The organism is Streptomyces sp. NPDC015242 (genome assembly GCF_043079125.1).
Lineage (GTDB): Bacteria > Actinomycetota > Actinomycetes > Streptomycetales > Streptomycetaceae > Streptomyces.
On the sequence record NZ_JBIBUF010000003.1, the window covers coordinates 59,802 to 77,406 of the forward strand.

Consider the following 17,605-nt stretch of genomic DNA (forward strand, 5'->3'; position numbering starts at 1 on the left):
CATGCGTTACCGGCTCACGTTCGTCGCCGGAGTCGTCCTGGGTTACGTGCTGGGCACGAGGGCCGGACGAGAGCGCTACGAACAGCTGAAGAAGTCGGCCCGTCAGTTCGCGCAGAACCCCGCCGTCCGCAACACCGCGGAGACGGCGGCCCAGCAGGGGCGCGAGTTCGCGGGCAAGGCGTACCACGTGGTCAGCGACAAGGTCGGCGACCGCGTCCCGGACTCGGTCGCGGACCGCGTCCGTCACCTCAAGGAGCGCGCCACCCACAACGGCGGCGCGGACGACTGGGGTACCAGCAACATCTGATCCATCGAGGGGCGCGGGGAACCGCGCACCGGCCCCGACGAGAGCCGCAGTCCCGACCCGGCACTGACCCCAACGGCGCCCATGGCCCAGCCCGGCGCAGCCGTACGGCAGAATTTTCGCCATGGGGATAGTCGCCGGGTTGGACAGTTCACCCGATTTCACTCGCATCGTCGTCTGTGACGCGGACACCGGAGCCGTGCTCAGGCAGGGATATGCGCCGCATCCGGTGGAGAGCCCCGACGGCGGCCGGCCGTCCGACGTCGACCCGCAGGCCTGGCTGCTGTCCCTGGGCGAGGCCGCGGGCGGCGGGCTGCTGGAGGGCGTGCAGGCGATCGGCGTCTCGGCGCAGCAGAACGCCGTCGTGCCGCTGGACGCGCAGGGCAACACCGTGCGGCCCGCCATGGTCGGCAACGACAAGCGCACACAGGTCGCCGCCGCCGACCTGGTCGACGCGCTCGGCGGGCGCGAGGCGTGGGCGCAGGCCGTGGGGTGTGTCCCGCAGGCCGCGCAGCCGGTGACGAAGCTGCGCTGGCTGGCGCGGACCGAGCCGGAGAACGCCCAGCGCACCGCCGTACTGCTGCAGGCGCACGACTGGCTGGTGTGGCAGCTGCTGGGCCGGCCGGTCAGGCGGACCACCGACCGGGGCGGGGCGTCCGGGACCGGGTACTGGTCGGCGGCGACCGGCGCCTACCGGCCCGACCTCGTGGAGCTGGCGCTCGGGCACCAGGTGATGCTGCCGGAGGTGATCGGCCCGGCGGACGCGGCGGGGACCACGCCGGAAGGGCTGCTGATCTCCGTGGGGACCGGCGAGACCATGGCGGCGGCGTTCGGGCTCGGCATCGGGCTCGGGGACGCGGTCGTGTCGCTGGGGGCGTCCGGGTCCGTGATGGCCGTGCACCCCGAGGCGCTCGTCGACGGCTCCGGGATGATCACCGCGCTGGCCGACGCGACGGGCATGCACCTGCCCGTCGTGACCACGCTGAACGCCGTACGGACGCTGCGCGGGACGGCCGAGCTGCTGGGGCTGCCGGATCTGGAGAGTCTGTCGGACCTCGCGATGAAGTCGACGCCGGGGGCGCACGGGCTGGTGCTGCTGCCCTATCTGGAGGGCGAGCGGACGCCGAACCTGCCGCACACCGCCGGGACCCTGGCGGGCCTCAGACGCGAGTCGATGAAGGCGGAGCACCTGGCGCGGGCCGCGTTCGAGGGCATGCTGTGCGGGCTCGCGGACGCGCTGGACGTGCTGCGCGGCCGGGGCGTGGAGGTGCGGCGGGTGTTCCTGCTCGGGCCGGCCGCCGAGCTGCCCGCCGTGCAGGCCGCGGCGCCGATGCTGTTCGGGACGCAGGTCGTCGTGCCGCAGCCCGCGGACTACGCGGCGATCGGCGCGGCCCGGCAGGCGGCCTGGGCGCTCGGGGTGTCGCAGGGCACGCTCGACACCCGGATGCCTCCGCTGTGGCAGGGCGCGGTCGCGCAGGTGCTGGAGCCCGGCGAGGAGCTGGCCGTGGGGCAGGCGGTGCGGCAACAGTTCGTGGCGGTGCGGGACCAGACGCACCCCGGGGCGTTCTGAGGTCCGCGACCGCCTGTTGGGTTAATTCGGTTGAGGTAACGCGGGTGGAGTGTCCGACGATAGGGGCCAGGGGCAACCAACCGCCCCGTCGACCACTCCGAGAGAAGCAGCGTGCTCATACGACTCCTGCGGACCTGTCTCAGGCCCTACAAGAGACCCATCACCCTGCTGGTGCTGCTGCAGTTCCTGCAGACCTGCGCCACGCTGTACCTGCCCACGCTGAACGCCGACATCATCGACCGGGGCGTCGTGCTCGGCGACACCGGCTACATCGTGACCTACGGCGCCCTGATGATCGGCATCTCGCTGGTCCAGGTCGTGTGCAACATCGGCGCCGTCTACTACGGCGCCCGCACGGCGTCCGCGCTCGGGCGGGACCTGCGAGCGGCCGTCTTCGACCGGGTGCAGTCGTTCTCCGCGCGTGAGGTCGGCCACTTCGGGGCGCCCTCGCTGATCACGCGGACGACGAACGACGTCCAGCAGGTGCAGATGCTGGCGCTGATGACGTTCACGCTGATGGTGTCGGCGCCGATCATGTGCGTCGGGGGCGTCGTGCTGGCGCTGGGCCTGGACGTGCCGCTGTCGGGCGTGCTGGTGGCGGTCGTGCCGGTGCTGGGCATCTGCGTGACGCTGATCGTGCGGCGGCTGCGGCCGCTGTTCCGGTCGATGCAGGAGCGGCTGGACACGGTGAACCGGGTGCTGCGCGAGCAGATCACCGGCAACCGGGTGATCCGGGCCTTCGTCCGCGACGAGTACGAGCAGCGGCGCTTCCGGAAGGCCAACACCGACCTCACCGACTTCGCGCTGGGCACCGGCAACCTGCTCGCGCTGATGTTCCCGATCGTCATGACGGTGGTGAACCTGTCGTCGATCGCCGTGGTGTGGTTCGGAGCGCACCGCATCGACAGCGGCGGGATGCAGATCGGCGACCTGACCGCGTTCCTCGCCTATCTGATGCAGATCGTGATGTCCGTGATGATGGCCACCTTCATGTTCATGATGGTGCCGCGCGCGGAGGTGTGCGCCGAGCGCATCCAGGAGGTGCTGGACACCTCCTCCAGCGTCGTGCCGCCGACGGCGCCGGTGCGGGAGCTGCGCCGGCACGGGCATCTGGAGATCCGCGGGGCCGGTTTCCGCTATCCGGGTGCCGAGGAGCCGGTGCTGCGGGCCGTGGACCTGGTGGCCCGGCCGGGTGAGACGACCGCCGTCATCGGTTCGACCGGCAGCGGCAAGTCCACCCTGCTGGGGCTGGTGCCGCGGCTGTTCGACGCGACCGAGGGGCAGGTCCTCGTCGACGGCGTGGAGGTCGCGGACCTCGATCCGCGGCTGCTCGCGCGGACCGTGGGGCTGGTGCCGCAGAAGCCGTACCTGTTCGCGGGCACGGTGGCGACCAACCTGCGCTACGGCAACCCCGACGCCACCGACGAGGAGCTGTGGCACGCGCTGGAGGTGGCGCAGGCCAAGGAGTTCGTGGAGCGGCTGGAGGGCGGGCTCGACTCCCCCGTCGCGCAGGGCGGGACCAACGTCTCCGGCGGGCAGCGGCAGCGGCTCGCGATCGCCCGGACGCTGGTGCAGCGGCCCGAGATCTACCTCTTCGACGACTCCTTCTCCGCCCTCGACTACGCCACCGACGCGGCCCTGCGGGCGGCGCTCGCGCGGGAGACCGCCGAGGCGACGGTGGTGATCGTCGCCCAGCGGGTGGCGACCATCCGGGACGCCGACCGGATCGTCGTGCTGGACGAGGGCCGGGTCGTCGGCACCGGGCGGCACCACGAGCTGATGGCGGACAACGAGACCTACCGGGAGATCGTGCTCTCCCAGCTCACGGAAGCGGAGGCGGCCTGATGGCGGGGCCCATGGGGCGGATGATGGCCGGGGGCGGCCCCGACCAGCGCTCGCTGGACTTCAAGGGATCGGGCAAACGGCTCGTCGCCCGGTTCCGTCCGGAGCGCGTGACCATCGGTGTGCTGCTGCTGTGCGTGGTGCTCAGCGTCGGCCTCAACGTCGTCGGGCCGAAGATCCTCGGCAACGCCACCGACCTGGTCTTCGCGGGCATCGTCGGGCGGGACATGCCCGCGGGGGCGAGCAAGGAGCAGGTGCTGGAGCAGATGCGCGAGCGCGGGGACGGTGACGTCGCCGACATGCTGCGCAGCACCGACTTCACCCCGGGCGAGGGCATCGACTTCACGGCCGTCGGGCACGTGCTGCTGCTCGCGCTGGGCGTGTTCACGGTCGCCGGGCTGCTGATGGCGGTGGCGACCCGGCTGGTGAACCGGGCCGTGAACCGGACGATGTTCCGGCTGCGCGAGGACGTGCAGACGAAGCTGTCGCGGCTGCCGCTGTCCTACTTCGACCGGCGGCAGCGCGGCGAGGTGCTGTCCCGGGCCACGAACGACATCGACAACATCGGGCAGACGCTGCAGCAGTCGATGGGGCAGCTCATCAACTCGGTGCTGACCATCATCGGCGTGCTCGCGATGATGTTCTGGGTCTCGTGGATCCTCGCGCTGGTCGCGCTGGTGACCGTGCCGCTGTCGTTCGTGGTGGCCACGCGCGTGGGCAAGCGGTCGCAGCCGCACTTCGTGCAGCAGTGGCGCTCCACGGGCACGCTCAACGCCCACATCGAGGAGATGTACACCGGGCACGCCCTGGTGAAGGTGTTCGGGCGGCAGGAGGAGTCGGCGCAGCAGTTCGCCGAGCAGAACGAGGCGTTGTACGAGGCCGGGTTCCGGGCGCAGTTCAACAGCGGGGTCATGCAGCCGCTGATGATGTTCGTGTCGAACCTCAACTACGTGCTCGTCGCGGTCGTCGGCGGGCTCCGGGTCGCCTCGGGCTCGCTGTCCATCGGCGACGTGCAGGCGTTCATCCAGTACTCGCGCCAGTTCTCCATGCCGCTGACGCAGGTCGCGTCCATGGCGAACCTGGTCCAGTCGGGTGTCGCCTCCGCCGAGCGGGTCTTCGAGCTGCTCGACGCGGAGGAGCAGGGCGCCGACCCGGTCCCGGGCGTGCGGCCCGGGGAGCTGCGCGGGCGGGTGGCGCTGGAGCACGTGTCGTTCCGTTACGACCCCGACAAGCCGCTCATCGAGGACCTGTCGCTGAAGGTCGAACCCGGGCAGACGGTGGCCATCGTCGGCCCGACCGGCGCGGGCAAGACGACCCTGGTCAACCTGCTCATGCGGTTCTACGAGGTCACCGGCGGGCGCATCACCCTCGACGGTGTCGACATCGCCCGGATGTCCCGGGACGAACTGCGGGCCGGCATCGGCATGGTGCTGCAGGACACCTGGCTGTTCGGCGGGACCATCGCGGAGAACATCGCGTACGGGGCGTCGCGGGAGGTGACCCGCGGGGAGATCGAGGAGGCGGCCCGGGCCGCGCACGCGGACCGGTTCGTCCGGACGCTGCCGGACGGGTACGACACCGTGATCGACGACGAGGGCTCGGGCGTCAGCGCGGGCGAGAAACAGCTCATCACCATCGCGCGGGCGTTCCTGTCCGACCCGGTGATCCTGGTGCTGGACGAGGCGACGAGCTCCGTCGACACCCGGACCGAGGTGCTGATCCAGAAGGCCATGGCGAAACTCGCGCACGGGCGGACCTCGTTCGTGATCGCGCACCGGCTGTCGACGATCCGGGACGCGGACACGATCCTCGTCATGGAGAACGGGGCGATCGTCGAGCAGGGCGCGCACAGCGAGCTGCTGGCGGCCGGTGGGGCCTACGCGCGGCTGTACCGGGCGCAGTTCGCGCAGGCGGTGGCCGAAGTGGACTGAGTCGCGTCCGGGGTGCCGAGTGGGGTCGTGGGGCGGCTGCGGGCCGGTGGGGGCGGATCGCGCAGTTCCCCGCGCCCCTTGGGGGACGTGCAGTCGGCGCCCCTTCAGGGGCGCGGGGAACTGCGCGGCCGGCATCAGTCCAGATAGCCCCGCAGCTGGTCCGCGAAGGCGTGGTCCCGCAGCTTGTTCAGGGTCTTGGACTCGATCTGCCGTATCCGCTCCCGCGTCACGCCGAAGATCCTGCCGATCTCCTCCAGGGTGCGGGGTCGGCCGTCCGCCAGTCCGTACCGCAGCTGGACCACCTTCCGCTCCCGCTCGCCCAGGGTCGAAAGGACCGCCTCCAGGTGCTCCTTGAGCAGCAGGAACGCCGCCGATTCGACGGGGGAGGCGGCGTCGCCGTCCTCGATGAGGTCGCCCAGGGCGACGTCGTCCTCCTCGCCCACGGGCGCGTGCAGCGACACCGGCTCCTGGGCGAGGCGCAGCACCTCCCCGACCCGCTCGGGCGGCAGGTCCAGATGGGCCGCGACCTCCTCGGCCGTCGGCTCGTAGCCGCGCTCCTGGAGCATGCGGCGCTGGACGCGGACGACCCGGTTGATGAGCTCCACGACGTGCACCGGGACCCGTATCGTGCGGGCCTGGTCGGCCAGGGCGCGGGACATGGCCTGGCGGATCCACCAGGTGGCGTACGTGGAGAACTTGTAGCCGCGGGCGTAGTCGAACTTCTCGACGGCGCGGATGAGTCCGAGGTTGCCCTCCTGGACGAGGTCGAGCATGGTCAGGCCCCGGCCGACGTAACGCTTGGCGACGGAGACGACCAGGCGCAGGTTGGCCTCGATGAGGCGGCGCTTGGCCATCCGGCCCATGACGACGAGCCGGTCCAGGTCCAGCGCCAGCTCGCTGTCCAGGTCGGGGGTGCTGGTCAGCTTCTCCTCGGCGAACAGGCCCGCCTCGACGCGGCGGGCGAGTTCGACCTCCTCGGCCGCGGTCAGCAGCGGGATGCGGCCGATCTCGCGCAGGTACTGGCGGAACAGGTCCGAGGAGGGGCCACCGCCGGTGTCGGCGCGCGCCAGGGGCGGTTCGGGCGCCTCAGCGGCCTCCGGGGCCTCCGCGGCCTCCGCGCCCTGCGGGGCCTCGGCGGGCGGGTCCTCCGGCTCCGCTTCCGTCTCCGGGTGGTGCGCGACGCGGCTCTGCGCCGGGACCTCGGACAGGGCGTCGGCCGCCGCTTCCGGCACGGCGACGGCGAGGGCACCGCGGACGTCGGTCTGGGTGAGGGTCCGGGTCTGCACGGGGGCGACCTCCAGGATGATCGCTGCCAGGGGGTGCGGCAGCGGTACTTCGGGGGCGGAGTCGACGGCCTCGCCGCTTTCCGTCCCGTACGCGATGAGCGGAACCGCGGGGATCAGGGACCCGTCGGCGACGGACCGGCCGCGCTCCGAGGACTCAGGCACCGGAACCCAGTGTGGGGTAAGACACATCGTCGCCACGAGGGGCGTGCGGTGACTTTTTGCTTCCGGTCCGTGACCGCGTGCTCGCCCCGCGTGCGAAACCCGGATGCCCCACCCGCCCCTGGTCTGCGACGATCGGCGGATGTCCGCTTCCCTGTACGAATCGCATGTGACGGTCCGCTGCTCCGGTCCCGGTGAGTCCGCGCGGCTGCGCCGCTGGGCGGCCGCGGGCGGGTTCAAGCTCACGCACATCGTGCTGGCCAGGGGCCGGATGCGGGACCAGCCGATGCTCACGCTGTCCGGTTCGCCGTCGTACGCCGAGGAGGCGGCGCGCGTGCGGGAGGTGGCGGCGCGGTTGCGGGCGGACGGCTTCGAGCCGGTGCGCGTGAAGATCGAGTCGTCGCCCCGGGCGCCGGAGGTGCCGCGCGAACCGTGCGGCGACGGACGCTACTTCGAGCACCACGTGAAGCTGCTGCTCGCCGCGGACACCGACCTGGCGGCGCTCGCGGCGCGGGTCGTGCCGCACGGGGCCCATCTGTCGTGGAACGCGCGGCGGGTGCGGGGGGCCCGGCACGAGCGGTTCGTGACCCAGCGGTGCCACGGCGTGGACGCCGAGGGCGCGGGCCGGGCGTTGGAGCGGCTGCTCGCCGGGCTCGGCGGCTGCGAGGTGCTGGGCGTGGAGCGGGAGTTCGTGCTGCACGACAGTGACGTGACGGTGGACGACGGATGGCTGGAGGAGCCGATGGGGGTACGGACATGACCGGGACGGCGTGGGAGCGCTTCGGCTGGCACAGCACCGAGGTGCCCAGGGTGCCGCTGGACGAGGCCACCCGCAGGGCGGAGCAGCTGCCGAGGACGCTGCTTCCCGTGCTGGCGGACGACGTGGTGCAGCGCCCGGTCTTCGACCCGGCCCTGAAGCAGTACCAGAAGGCCTACCGGGCCACCGACCCGTGCTTCACCGACCCCGAGCGGGGCGATGCCTGGCGGGCGGCCCGGCGGCACGCCCTGGATCTGGTCCTCGCCGCGATCGCGGACTCGCCGTGGGCCGACGCCCTGGTGCTGCGGGGCAGCGTGCTGATGTCGGTGTGGTTCGGAGCGGCCGCGCGCGAGCCGGGTGACCTGGACTTCGTCGTGGTGCCGCACACCTGGCGGATGGAGGACGGCCGCACGGACCGGATGCTGGCCGGGATCGCCGAGGCGGCGCAGGAGCTGGCCGGCGCGCGCGGCCGGGAGGTGGGTGTCTCGGCGCGCGGCGCGGTCGTCGAGGACATCTGGACCTACGACCGGGTGCCGGGCCGGCGCATGGTGCTGCCCTGGGGCGCGCCCGGACTGCCCGGCGGCCACGTCCAGCTGGACTTCGTCTTCAACGAGCGGCTGCCCGAGGAGCCCGAGCCGGTGGAACTGCCGGGCGGTGCGGTCGTGCAGGCGGCGACGCCGCAGCTGTCGCTGGCGTGGAAGCTGATGTGGCTGATCAGCGACGCGCACGCCCAGGGCAAGGACCTGTACGACGCGGTCCTGCTGGCCGAGCGGCACCCGCTGCGCCGCGAGCTGCTGCACGAGGTGTTCCGGCTGTCGGGCGAGTGGCCCTACTCCTACCAGGAGGAGATCCTGCTGGAGCACGTGGTGGAGGCGGTCGGGTATGTGGAGTGGAACCACTTCGTCACCGAGTACCCGCAGTTCCGGGACGGTGAGCGGGAGTTCGCCGAGCGGCTGGTGCGGGCGGTGACACCGGCCTTCGCGCGGGACGCGTCCTGACCGGCGTCAGAGCGCGGCGGCGCCGTGTTCGCGCAGGGTCTGGTCGTACTGCTGGAGGACCCACAGTTCGTTCTGGACGGCGGCCAGTTCGGCCGGGTCGCCGTGGGTGCCGAGGCGGGTGAGGCGGCCGGTGATGTCGCGGATGCGGCGCTCCACGGCCCGGCGGCGGACCGTGACCAGCTGGGCGCCCGCGTAGTTCTCGTCGACGCCCTTGACGCCCCTGTGCAGCAGGATCGCCTCGACGGCCAGCTCGGTGACCATCGCGCGGACCGCGTCGTCCGGGGCGGCCTCGCGGACCCGGACCAGGTAGTCCTGGGGGTCCGCGACGCCCAGTTCGGCACCGCCCGCGTCGAGGATGGCCTGGCGCACGGCGGCGTAGGGCGGGGCCGTGAACTCGTCGACGCCGTACGCGTCGAAGGCCGGGGAGACCAGCTCGGGGCGCTGGAGGGCGAGCTTGAGCAGCTCGCGTTCGGTGGCGTAGACCGGGTTGCGGAGGTTGAGGGCCGGGCCGCGCGGGGTGGCGGACGGCTGGGGGGCGGCGTACTGGGGGGCGCCGTGCCGGTCGGGGGCCGGGCCCTTGCCGCCGCGGTCCCGTGCCCAGCGGGCCAGCTGGGCCACGCGCTTGACGACGAACTGGGTGTCGAGGATGCCGAGCATGCCGGCGAGCTGCACGGCGACCTCGTGCTGGGCGCCGCTGTTCTTGATGCGGGCGACGATCGGGGCGGCCTCGTCCAGGGCGGCGGCGCGGCCGGCCGGGGTGTCGAGGTCGTAGCGGCTCACGATCTGGCGCAGGGCGAACTCGAAGAGCGGGGTGCGCGGTTCGACCAGGTCGGCGACGGCCTCGTCGCCCTTGGCCAGGCGCAGGTCGCACGGGTCCATGCCGTCGGGGGCGATGGCGATGTACGTCTCGGCGGCGAACTTCTGGTCGTCCTCGAAGGCGCGCAGGGCCGCCTTCTGGCCGGCGGCGTCGCCGTCGAAGGTGAAGATGACCCGCGCCGAGCCGTTGTCCATGAGCAGGCGGCGCAGGATTTTGATGTGGTCGCCGCCGAAGGCGGTGCCGCAGGTGGCGATGGCCGTGGTGACGCCGGCGAGGTGGCAGGCCATGACGTCGGTGTAGCCCTCGACGACGACCGCGCGGGACGACTTGGCGATGTCCTTCTTCGCCAGGTCGATGCCGTAGAGGACCTGGGACTTGCGGTAGATCGCCGTGTCGGGCGTGTTGAGGTACTTGGGGCCGTTGTCCGCCTCGTAGAGCTTGCGGGCGCCGAAGCCGACGACGTCGCCGCCGATGTCGCGGATGGGCCACATCAGGCGGCCGCGGAAGCGGTCGATGGGTCCGCGGCGGCCCTCCTGGGAGAGGCCGGAGAGCAGCAGCTCCTTGTCGGTGAAGCCCTTGCCGCGCAGGTAGCGCGTGAGGTGGTCCCAGCCCTGGGGGCTGTAGCCGACGGAGAAGTGCTGGGCGGCGGCCTGGTCGAAGCCGCGCTCGGCGAGGAAGACCCGGCCGGTCTCGGCCTCGGGGCTGGTCGCCAGCTGCTCCGCGTACCACTCCGCGGCGATCTTGTGGGCCTCGACCAGGCGGATGCGCTCGCCGCGCTGGTGGGAGGGGTTGTACCCGCCCTCCTCGTAGCGCAGGGTGATGCCCGCCTGGCCGGCCAGGCGCTCGACCGCCTCCGAGAAGGTGAGGTGGTCGATCTTCATCACGAACGTGATGGTGTCGCCGCCCTCCTGGCAGCCGAAGCAGTGGAACAGGCCCTTGCTGGGGCTGACCTGGAAGGAGGGCGACTTCTCGTCGTGGAACGGGCACAGACCCTTGAGGTTGCCGCCGCCCGCGTTGCGCAGCTGGAGGTACTCGGACACCACGGCGTCGATCGGGACCGCGTCCCGTACCGCCTTCACGTCCTCGTCGTTGATCCGTCCTGCCACGCCTGAAGTCTAAGGGGGCGGACCGACACTCACGGTGCGAGGTTTTCGAGCGGAATGTGCGGATCCGCCAGGTTCTCGGTGTTCACCGGGGTCCGGGCGCGGATCAGGCGCTGGATCTTGTCCGTGACGTTCCACACGTTCACGTTCATCCCGGCCAGCACCCGGCCCTCCTTCACCCAGAAGGCGATGAACTCGCGCTTCGCGGCGTCCCCGCGGATCACCACCTGGTCGTACGTCCCCGGCGGCGCCCAGCCGGAGTACTCCATGCCCAGGTCGTACTGGTCGGAGAAGAAGTAGGGCACCCGGTCGTACGTCACCTCGCGCCCCAGCATGGCGCGGGCCGCCGCCGGGCCGCCGTTGAGGGCGTTGGCCCAGTGCTCGACGCGCAGCCGGGTGCCGAAGAGGGGGTGCGGGAAGGAGACGACGTCGCCGGCCGCGTGGATGTCCGGGTCGGAGGTCCGCAGCCGTTCGTCGACGACGATGCCGCCGCCGTGGGCGCGGTCGGCGATCTCCAGGCCGGCCGCCTCGGCCAGGTGGGTGCGCGGGGCCGCGCCGATCGCGGCCAGCACGTCGTGCGCCGGGTGCTCCTCACCGTCGTCGGTGCGGGCCGCGAGGACCATGCCGTCCTGGCCGGTGATCTCGGTGAGCCGGGCGCCGAAGTGGAAGCGGACGCCGTGCTCGCGGTGCAGCTCGGTGAAGAGCTGGCCGAGCTCGGGGCCGAGGACCGCGTGCAGCGGGGTGGGCTCGGGCTCGACGACCGTGACCTCGGCGCCGTACTCGCGGGCCGCCGCCGCGACCTCCAGGCCGATCCAGCCGGCGCCGGCGATCACGAGGTGGCCGTTGTCGCGGCCGAGGTTGGTCAGGACGTGCTTGAGGCGTTCGGCGTGGGCGAGGCGCCGCAGGTGGTGCACACCGGCCAGGTCCGTGCCCGGGATGTCGAGGCGGCGGGGCTCGGCGCCGGTGGCAAGGAGCAGCTTGTCGTAGCGGACGACCGTGCCGTCGTCACCGAAGCGGACGGTCCGCGCCGAGCGGTCGACGGCGTCGACCGTCTGGCCGAGGTGCAGCTCGACGTCGTGCGCCGCGTACCAGGCCGGCTCGTGCACGAAGACGCTGTCGCGGGCCTCCTTGCCCAGCAGGTAGCCCTTGGACAGGGGCGGGCGCTCGTAGGGGTGGTCGCGTTCGTCGCAGATCAGTATCACCCGCCCGGTGAAGCCCTCCGCGCGGAGCGTCTCGGCCGCCTTGGCGCCGGCCAGTCCGCCTCCGACGATGACGAATGTCTGATCCGCGTCGACCACTTGATGCCTCCTCGTCAGGATGTCGCCCCTTGCGAGCGTCCCGCACGGAGCGTGATGCGGGAAGAGGGAGTGACCCGATCAGGCCACGGAGGGTCACATTCGGGAGTGCTGGTGTCTCTTGTCTCCCACCCGTCTCACGCGTGCCCGGTCAGCCGGGCGTGCAGCGAACGGGCCGACGCGTCGGTGAGGGAGGCGATCTGGTCGACGATCACCCGCTTGCGGGCACGGTCGTCGGGCGCCTGGTCGAACAGCGCGCGGAACTGCGGGTCCAGGCCGTGCGGAGCGCGGGCGGTGAGCGCCTCGGCCAGTTCGGCGACGACGATCCGCTGGTCGGCGCGGAGCCGCTCCTGTTCGGCGCGCTGCATGACGTACAGGTCGGCGACGGCCTTGAGGACGGCGCACTCCATGCGGGTCGCGCGCGGGACGACGAGTTCGGCGGCGTAGCGGGTGAGCCGGCCGGGCCCTCCTCCCGTGCCCGAACGGCCCGGGTGGTACCCGTAGGCGGCGCGGGTCGCGGTCTCGGCGGCCTGGCAGAAGCGGCCGATGAGCTGGCTGGTGGCGTCCTTCAGCCGGGCCTGGGCGACGGCGGTGCCGTCGTAGCCGTGCGGCCACCACTCCTGGGCGAGGAGCCGGTCGAGGGCCTCGGCGAGTTCGGCCGGGTCGGTGCCGGGCGGCACGTAGCGGCCGAGGGCGACCCGGAAGACGTCCCGCCGTTCGGGCTCGGCGTGCAGGCAGCCGGGGTCGATGTGCCCGGCGTGCAGGCCGTCCTCCACGTCGTGCACCGAGTAGGCCACGTCGTCGGACCAGTCCATGACTTGCGCCTCGAAGCAGGTGCGCGTGCCGGGGGCGTCCTTGCGGACCCAGTCGAAGACGGGCCGGTCGTCCTCGTAGACGCCGAACTTGGGCGAGGCGGGGTCGGTGGGGTGGGCGCCGCGGGGCCAGGGGTACTTGGTGGCGGCGTCGAGGGTGGCGCGGGTGAGGTTGAGGCCGACGGAGCCCTCGGGGGTGAACCGCTTGGGCTCGATGCGGGTGAGGAGCCTGAGGGACTGGGCGTTGCCCTCGAAGCCGCCGCAGTCGGCCGCGAACTCGTTGAGGGCCTGTTCGCCGTTGTGGCCGAAGGGCGGGTGGCCGAGGTCGTGCGAGAGGCAGGCGGCCTCGACGAGGTCGGGGTCGCAGCCGAGGGCGGCGCCCAGTTCGCGGCCGACCTGGGCGCATTCCAGCGAGTGGGTGAGGCGGGTGCGGGGGCTGGCGTCCCAGGCGGGGCCCCTGGTGCCGGGCGTGACGACCTGGGTCTTGCCGGCGAGCCTCCGCAGGGCGGCGCTGTGCAGGACGCGGGCCCGGTCGCGCTGGAAGGCGGTACGGCCGGGCCGCTTGTCGGGTTCGGGGGCCCATCGCTCGACCGAGGTCGGGTCGTAGGCCGTGGGGTTGATCGTGGTGCCTGCCATGGGTCGACAGTACGGGCACGGGGGTGCGGCGTGCCCGAGCGTCTGCCGGGTGCGGTCGTCCGGCGGGTGCGGGGGGATCGTGGCTTGTCGCGCAGTTCCCCGCGCCCCTTCAGGGCGTGACCCGCCGCCCGGTGTCAGGCCGAGGCCGGTAGCGGCAGCGCGGCCGACGGCCGCAGGGCCTCCTCGTAGCGGTGCAGGACGAGCTCGGCCATCGACGGGTGGGTGCCCAGCGGGGCGGCCGCGATCCACGGAGCCGCCTGGGCGCACTCGGTGGCGAAGCGGCCGGGGGCCGTGAAGTAGGACGCCAGGGCGATCCGGTGGCGGCCCCGGGCGAGCAGGGTGCGGACGGCATGCTGGACCGTGGGGGCCGCCGCCGAGGCGTAGGCGGGCAGGACCGGGACGCCCAGGCGGGCCGCCAGCAGGTGGGCCGTGCGGGCGGTGTCCGTCTTGGCGTCCGGGTCCCGGGAGCCCGCCGCCGCGAGGACGACGGCGCTGGTGCGGCGCGGGGTCGATCCCCAGCCGGCCTCCGTGAGGCGGGCCTGGAGGGCGTCGACCAGCAGGGGGTGGGGGCCCAGCGGGGCGGCCACGCGGGTGCGGGCCGGGGAGGCCGCCGCCATGTCGGGGATGTCCCGCTTGACGTGGTAGCCGCGGCTGAGCAGGAGGGGGACCAGGACGGCCTCGGTGTCTCCCAGGGCGGCGAGGGTGTCGGGCAGCAGCGGGGCGTTGAGCTCGATGTGGCCCAGGTGCACCGGCACCTCGGGGCGCAGGGCACGCACGCGGTCCAGGAGGGCGCGGACGGTGCTCAGCGCGCGCGGGTCGCGGCTGCCGTGGGCCACGACGACGAGGGCGGGCGGGGCCGGGCGGCGCGTGGCGGGCGGCGGGACGAGGCTGAGCTGACTGGGCATGCGTCGATGGTCGCGGCGCCACGTTGCCTGCCCGTTGCCGGGGCGTCACGGGTGTTTTCCGGCGGTTCACCGTCCGGGGCACGGGGTGTGTGAGGTGCCGTGACCTGGCGTTTCCCTCGCGGGAGTGAAGCTGCTCACGCGCCGGCGGATGAACCGGACGGCCCCGCGGGGCGTCCCTGACATCGAGAGCCGAGCCGGGGAGGGGCGTGTCCATGCGTCGTTCGACGTTGCGCAGACCGCGGCTGCCGCGCACCCGCCGGGGGCAGCGGCGGCTCGTGCAGGCCGTGATGGCGGGGTGCGTGCTCGCGCTGTCCCCCTCGGCCTGGATGTACGCCACCGCGAGCGACCGGCTGCGGACCGCAGGCGACGTGCCGCGCACCGACGTGGCCGTGGTGTTCGGGGCCGGGCTGTGGGACGGGGAACCCTCCCCGTATCTCGCGCACCGGCTGGACGCGGCGGCGGAGCTGTACCGGCGGGGGCGGGTGGAGGTGGTGCTCGTCACCGGGGACAACAGCCGTGAGGACTACGACGAGCCGGACGCGATGCGGGCCTATCTGACCCGGCACGGGGTGCCGGACGGGCGGATCGTCAGCGACTACGCGGGCTTCGACACCTGGGACTCCTGCGTGCGCGCGAAGAAGATCTTCGGGGTGGACGAGGCGGTGCTGATCAGCCAGGGGTTCCACATCCGGCGGGCGGTGGCGCTGTGCGGCGCGGCGGGGATCGAGTCGTACGGGGTCGGGGTGGACGCCGTGCACGACGCGACCTGGTACTACGGGGGCGCGCGGGAGATCCTCGCCGCCGGGAAGGCCGCCCTGGACGCGGCGTTCCGGCCCGATCCGCGGTTCCTCGGGCCCCGGGAGCCGGGCGTGGAGCGGGCGCTGGGCACGGCCGGGTAGCCGGTGCCTCACGCGGGCGGTCCGGCGGCGGGGAGGTCCCCGTCCCGGCCGCGTAACAGGGAGCCGTCCCGGGCGTAACACGGCCGAAGCACGCTGGACGGCATGCAGAACACCGTCACGCCCACGCACTGCCCGTACTGCGCCCTGCAGTGCGGGATGAACCTCACCCCGGCGCCCGACGGGACCGTCGAGGTCAGTGAGCGCGCGGACTTCCCGGTGAACCGGGGCGCCCTGTGCGGCAAGGGCCGTACGGCTCCCGCGGTGCTCGCGGCGAACGTGCGCCTGACCTCGCCGCTGGTGCGCGACCAGGGCGGCACGCTGGTGCCCGCCTCCTGGGACGAGGCGCTGGACCGGATCGCCGCAGGGCTGGGCCGGACGCGGGCCGCGCACGGGCCGGACGCGGTCGGGGTGTTCGGCGGGGGCGGCCTGACGAACGAGAAGGCGTACACGCTCGGCAAGTTCGCGCGGGTCGTGCTCGGCACCTCCCAGATCGACTACAACGGCCGCTTCTGCATGTCGTCGGCGGCCGCCGCCGGCATCAAGGCGTTCGGGCTGGACCGCGGGCTGCCGTTCCCGCTGGAGGACATCCCGAAGTCGGGCTGTGTGATCCTCGTCGGGTCGAACCTCGCCGAGACCATGCCGCCGTCGCTGCGGTTCTTCACCGAGCTGAAGGAGAACGGCGGCACGCTGATCGTGATCGACCCGCGGCGCACCAGGACCGCCGAACAGGCCGATCTGCACCTGGCCCCGCGCCCCGGCACCGACCTGGCGCTCGCCCTGGGCCTGCTGCACCTCGTCATCGCCGAGGGACGGGTGGACGAGGAGTACGTCGCCGCGCGCACGGCCGGCTGGGAGGACGCCCGGGCCGCCGCGATGGCCCACTGGCCGGAGTACGTGGAGCGGATCACGGGGGTGTCCGTTCCCGAACTCCGCGAGACCGTGCGGCTGTTCTGCGCGCCCGAGTCGGCGATGGTCCTCACCGCGCGCGGTCCCGAGCAGCAGTCCAAGGGCACGGACACCGTCGGCGCGTGGATCAACCTGTGCCTGGCGACCGGCCGGGCGGGCCGCCCGCTGTCCGGGTACGGCTGCCTGACGGGGCAGGGCAACGGGCAGGGCGGGCGCGAGCACGGGCAGAAGGCCGACCAGCTGCCGGGCTACCGCAAGCTCGACGACCCCGCGGCGCGGGCGCACGTCGCCGAGGTGTGGGGCGTGGACCCGGACAGCCTGCCGGGGCCCGGGCGCAGCGCGTACGAGCTGCTGGACGCGCTGGGCACGGACATCAGGGCGCTGCTGCTGATGGCCTCCAACCCGGTGGTGTCGGCGCCGCGCGCCGCCCATGTCGAGGAGCGCATCAGGTCGCTGGAGTTCCTCGCGGTGTGCGACGTGGTGCTGTCGGAGACGGCGGCGCTCGCGGACGTGGTCCTGCCGGTCACGCAGTGGGCCGAGGAGACGGGCACCACGACCAACCTGGAGGGCAGGGTCCTGCTGCGCCGCCGGGCGATCACCCCGCCGGACGGGGTCCGCAGCGACCTGGAGGTCCTGCACGAACTCGCCGCCCGGCTGGGCGTGGAGAAGGGCTTCCCGACGGACCCGGAGGAGGTCTTCGAGGAGCTGCGCCGGGCGAGCGCGGGCGGCCCGGCGGACTACTCGGGGATCACCTACCGCAGACTGGCCGAGGAGAACGGGGTGTTCTGGCCCTGCCCGGCCGTGGACGAGGCCGTGGAGGACGGCGAGGACGCCCTGCTGGACGCGCCGCTGCCCGACGACCCCGCCCGGGAGACGCCCACCGTGCACCCGGGCACGCCCCGCCTGTTCCTGGACCGTTTCGCCACGCCCGACGGGCGGGCCCGGTTCGTGCCGGTGTCGCACCGGGCGATCGCCGAGGAGCCGGACGACGAGTACCCGGTGCTGCTCACCACCGGGCGGGTCGTGGCGCAGTACCAGTCCGGGGCGCAGACCCGCCGCGTGGCGGAGCTGAACGCCGCCGCGCCCGGGCCGTTCGTGGAGATCCATCCCCGGCTGGCGGCCCGGCTCGGGGCGGCCGAGGGCGATCCGGTGGCCGTGGTGTCCCGGCGGGGCCGGGCCGTGGCGCCCGCGAGGATCACCAGCGCCATCCGGCCCGACACCGTCTTCATGCCGTTCCACTGGCCGGGAGAGGGCCGCGCCAACACGCTGACCAACCCCGCGCTCGACCCGACCTCGCGGATGCCGGAGTTCAAGGCGTGCGCGGTGCGGCTGGAGACGGTGGGTCCGGAGCCGGCCGGCTGACGCCGACCGGGCCCGCTGCGAGG

13 protein-coding genes are annotated in these 17,605 nt (G+C 73.2%); 8 read left to right on the forward strand and 5 right to left on the reverse strand.

Annotated features, from left to right (window positions below):
* Window position 1: 1 nt before the first annotated feature.
* From ACF07N_RS11850 to ACF07N_RS11865, 4 genes are all read left to right on the forward strand, one after another.
* Window positions 2–307, forward strand: coding sequence for a YtxH domain-containing protein (locus ACF07N_RS11850; protein ID WP_392111259.1), 306 nt, complete (start codon window positions 2–4; stop codon window positions 305–307).
* 121 nt (window positions 308–428) lie between these two features.
* Complete coding sequence (locus tag ACF07N_RS11855; protein WP_383340222.1) at window positions 429–1,874, forward strand: FGGY family carbohydrate kinase; 1,446 nt, start codon at window positions 429–431, stop codon at window positions 1,872–1,874.
* Between the two features lie 111 nt (window positions 1,875–1,985).
* Entirely contained in the window at window positions 1,986–3,719 is a 1,734-nt protein-coding gene (locus tag ACF07N_RS11860) for an ABC transporter ATP-binding protein (RefSeq protein WP_392111262.1), read from the forward strand.
* Window positions 3,719–5,647, forward strand: coding sequence for an ABC transporter ATP-binding protein (locus ACF07N_RS11865; protein WP_392111265.1), 1,929 nt, complete (start codon window positions 3,719–3,721; stop codon window positions 5,645–5,647). Before ACF07N_RS11860 ends, ACF07N_RS11865 begins: the two co-directional genes overlap by 1 nt.
* A 134-nt stretch (window positions 5,648–5,781) precedes the next feature.
* On the opposite strand, the gene ACF07N_RS11870 is transcribed toward ACF07N_RS11865, so the two are convergent.
* Window positions 5,782–7,095, reverse strand: coding sequence for an RNA polymerase sigma factor (locus ACF07N_RS11870; RefSeq protein ID WP_392111268.1), 1,314 nt, complete (start codon window positions 7,093–7,095; stop codon window positions 5,782–5,784).
* A 139-nt stretch (window positions 7,096–7,234) separates the two neighbouring features.
* On the opposite strand from ACF07N_RS11870, the gene ACF07N_RS11875 reads away from it, so the two are divergent.
* Complete coding sequence (locus ACF07N_RS11875) at window positions 7,235–7,852, forward strand: hypothetical protein (protein ID WP_392111271.1); 618 nt, start codon at window positions 7,235–7,237, stop codon at window positions 7,850–7,852.
* Entirely contained in the window at window positions 7,849–8,847 is a 999-nt protein-coding gene (locus ACF07N_RS11880; RefSeq protein WP_392111274.1) for a nucleotidyl transferase AbiEii/AbiGii toxin family protein, read from the forward strand. The genes ACF07N_RS11875 and ACF07N_RS11880 overlap by 4 nt, the downstream gene beginning before the upstream one ends.
* A gap of 6 nt (window positions 8,848–8,853) precedes the next feature.
* On the opposite strand, the gene dnaG is transcribed toward ACF07N_RS11880, so the two are convergent.
* The 4 genes from dnaG to ACF07N_RS11900 all read right to left on the reverse strand — a co-directional run bounded on the left by dnaG (window position 8,854) and on the right by ACF07N_RS11900 (window position 14,415).
* Window positions 8,854–10,770 carry a DNA primase gene (gene dnaG, locus ACF07N_RS11885; protein WP_392111277.1) on the reverse strand — a complete coding sequence of 639 codons (1,917 nt, stop codon included), beginning with the start codon at window positions 10,768–10,770 and terminating at the stop codon, window positions 8,854–8,856.
* A 29-nt stretch (window positions 10,771–10,799) separates the two neighbouring features.
* Window positions 10,800–12,065, reverse strand: coding sequence for an NAD(P)/FAD-dependent oxidoreductase (locus ACF07N_RS11890; protein WP_383322801.1), 1,266 nt, complete (start codon window positions 12,063–12,065; stop codon window positions 10,800–10,802).
* Between the two features lie 134 nt (window positions 12,066–12,199).
* The gene (locus ACF07N_RS11895; RefSeq protein ID WP_392111280.1) at window positions 12,200–13,510 is read right to left on the reverse strand and encodes a deoxyguanosinetriphosphate triphosphohydrolase; all 1,311 of its coding nucleotides are present in this window, start codon (window positions 13,508–13,510) and stop codon (window positions 12,200–12,202) included.
* 134 nt (window positions 13,511–13,644) lie between these two features.
* Window positions 13,645–14,415 carry a sirohydrochlorin chelatase gene (locus ACF07N_RS11900; protein ID WP_392111282.1) on the reverse strand — a complete coding sequence of 257 codons (771 nt, stop codon included), beginning with the start codon at window positions 14,413–14,415 and terminating at the stop codon, window positions 13,645–13,647.
* Between the two features lie 212 nt (window positions 14,416–14,627).
* Here ACF07N_RS11900 and ACF07N_RS11905 point away from each other — a divergent pair, with 212 nt between their 5' ends.
* Window positions 14,628–15,314: a vancomycin high temperature exclusion protein gene (locus ACF07N_RS11905; RefSeq protein ID WP_392111285.1), complete on the forward strand. Its 687-nt coding sequence runs from the start codon at window positions 14,628–14,630 to the stop codon at window positions 15,312–15,314.
* A 102-nt stretch (window positions 15,315–15,416) separates the two neighbouring features.
* Window positions 15,417–17,582, forward strand: coding sequence for a molybdopterin oxidoreductase family protein (locus ACF07N_RS11910; protein ID WP_392111288.1), 2,166 nt, complete (start codon window positions 15,417–15,419; stop codon window positions 17,580–17,582).
* The last annotated feature ends 23 nt before the right edge of the window (window positions 17,583–17,605 follow it).

Excerpts from the sequence above, each read along its gene's own strand:
- ACF07N_RS11850 (WP_392111259.1), top strand. The coding sequence starts at position 2 with ATGCGTTACCGGCTCACGTTCGTCGCCGGAGTCGTCCTGGGTTACGTG.
- ACF07N_RS11855 (WP_383340222.1), top strand. The coding sequence starts at position 429 with ATGGGGATAGTCGCCGGGTTGGACAGTTCACCCGATTTCACTCGCATC.
- ACF07N_RS11865 (WP_392111265.1), top strand. The coding sequence starts at position 3,719 with ATGGCGGGGCCCATGGGGCGGATGATGGCCGGGGGCGGCCCCGACCAG.
- ACF07N_RS11875 (WP_392111271.1), top strand. The coding sequence starts at position 7,235 with ATGTCCGCTTCCCTGTACGAATCGCATGTGACGGTCCGCTGCTCCGGT.
- ACF07N_RS11880 (WP_392111274.1), top strand. The coding sequence starts at position 7,849 with ATGACCGGGACGGCGTGGGAGCGCTTCGGCTGGCACAGCACCGAGGTG.
- ACF07N_RS11895 (WP_392111280.1), bottom strand. The coding sequence starts at position 13,510 with ATGGCAGGCACCACGATCAACCCCACGGCCTACGACCCGACCTCGGTC.
- ACF07N_RS11900 (WP_392111282.1), bottom strand. The coding sequence starts at position 14,415 with ATGCCCAGTCAGCTCAGCCTCGTCCCGCCGCCCGCCACGCGCCGCCCG.
- ACF07N_RS11905 (WP_392111285.1), top strand. The coding sequence starts at position 14,628 with ATGCGTCGTTCGACGTTGCGCAGACCGCGGCTGCCGCGCACCCGCCGG.
- ACF07N_RS11910 (WP_392111288.1), top strand. The coding sequence starts at position 15,417 with ATGCAGAACACCGTCACGCCCACGCACTGCCCGTACTGCGCCCTGCAG.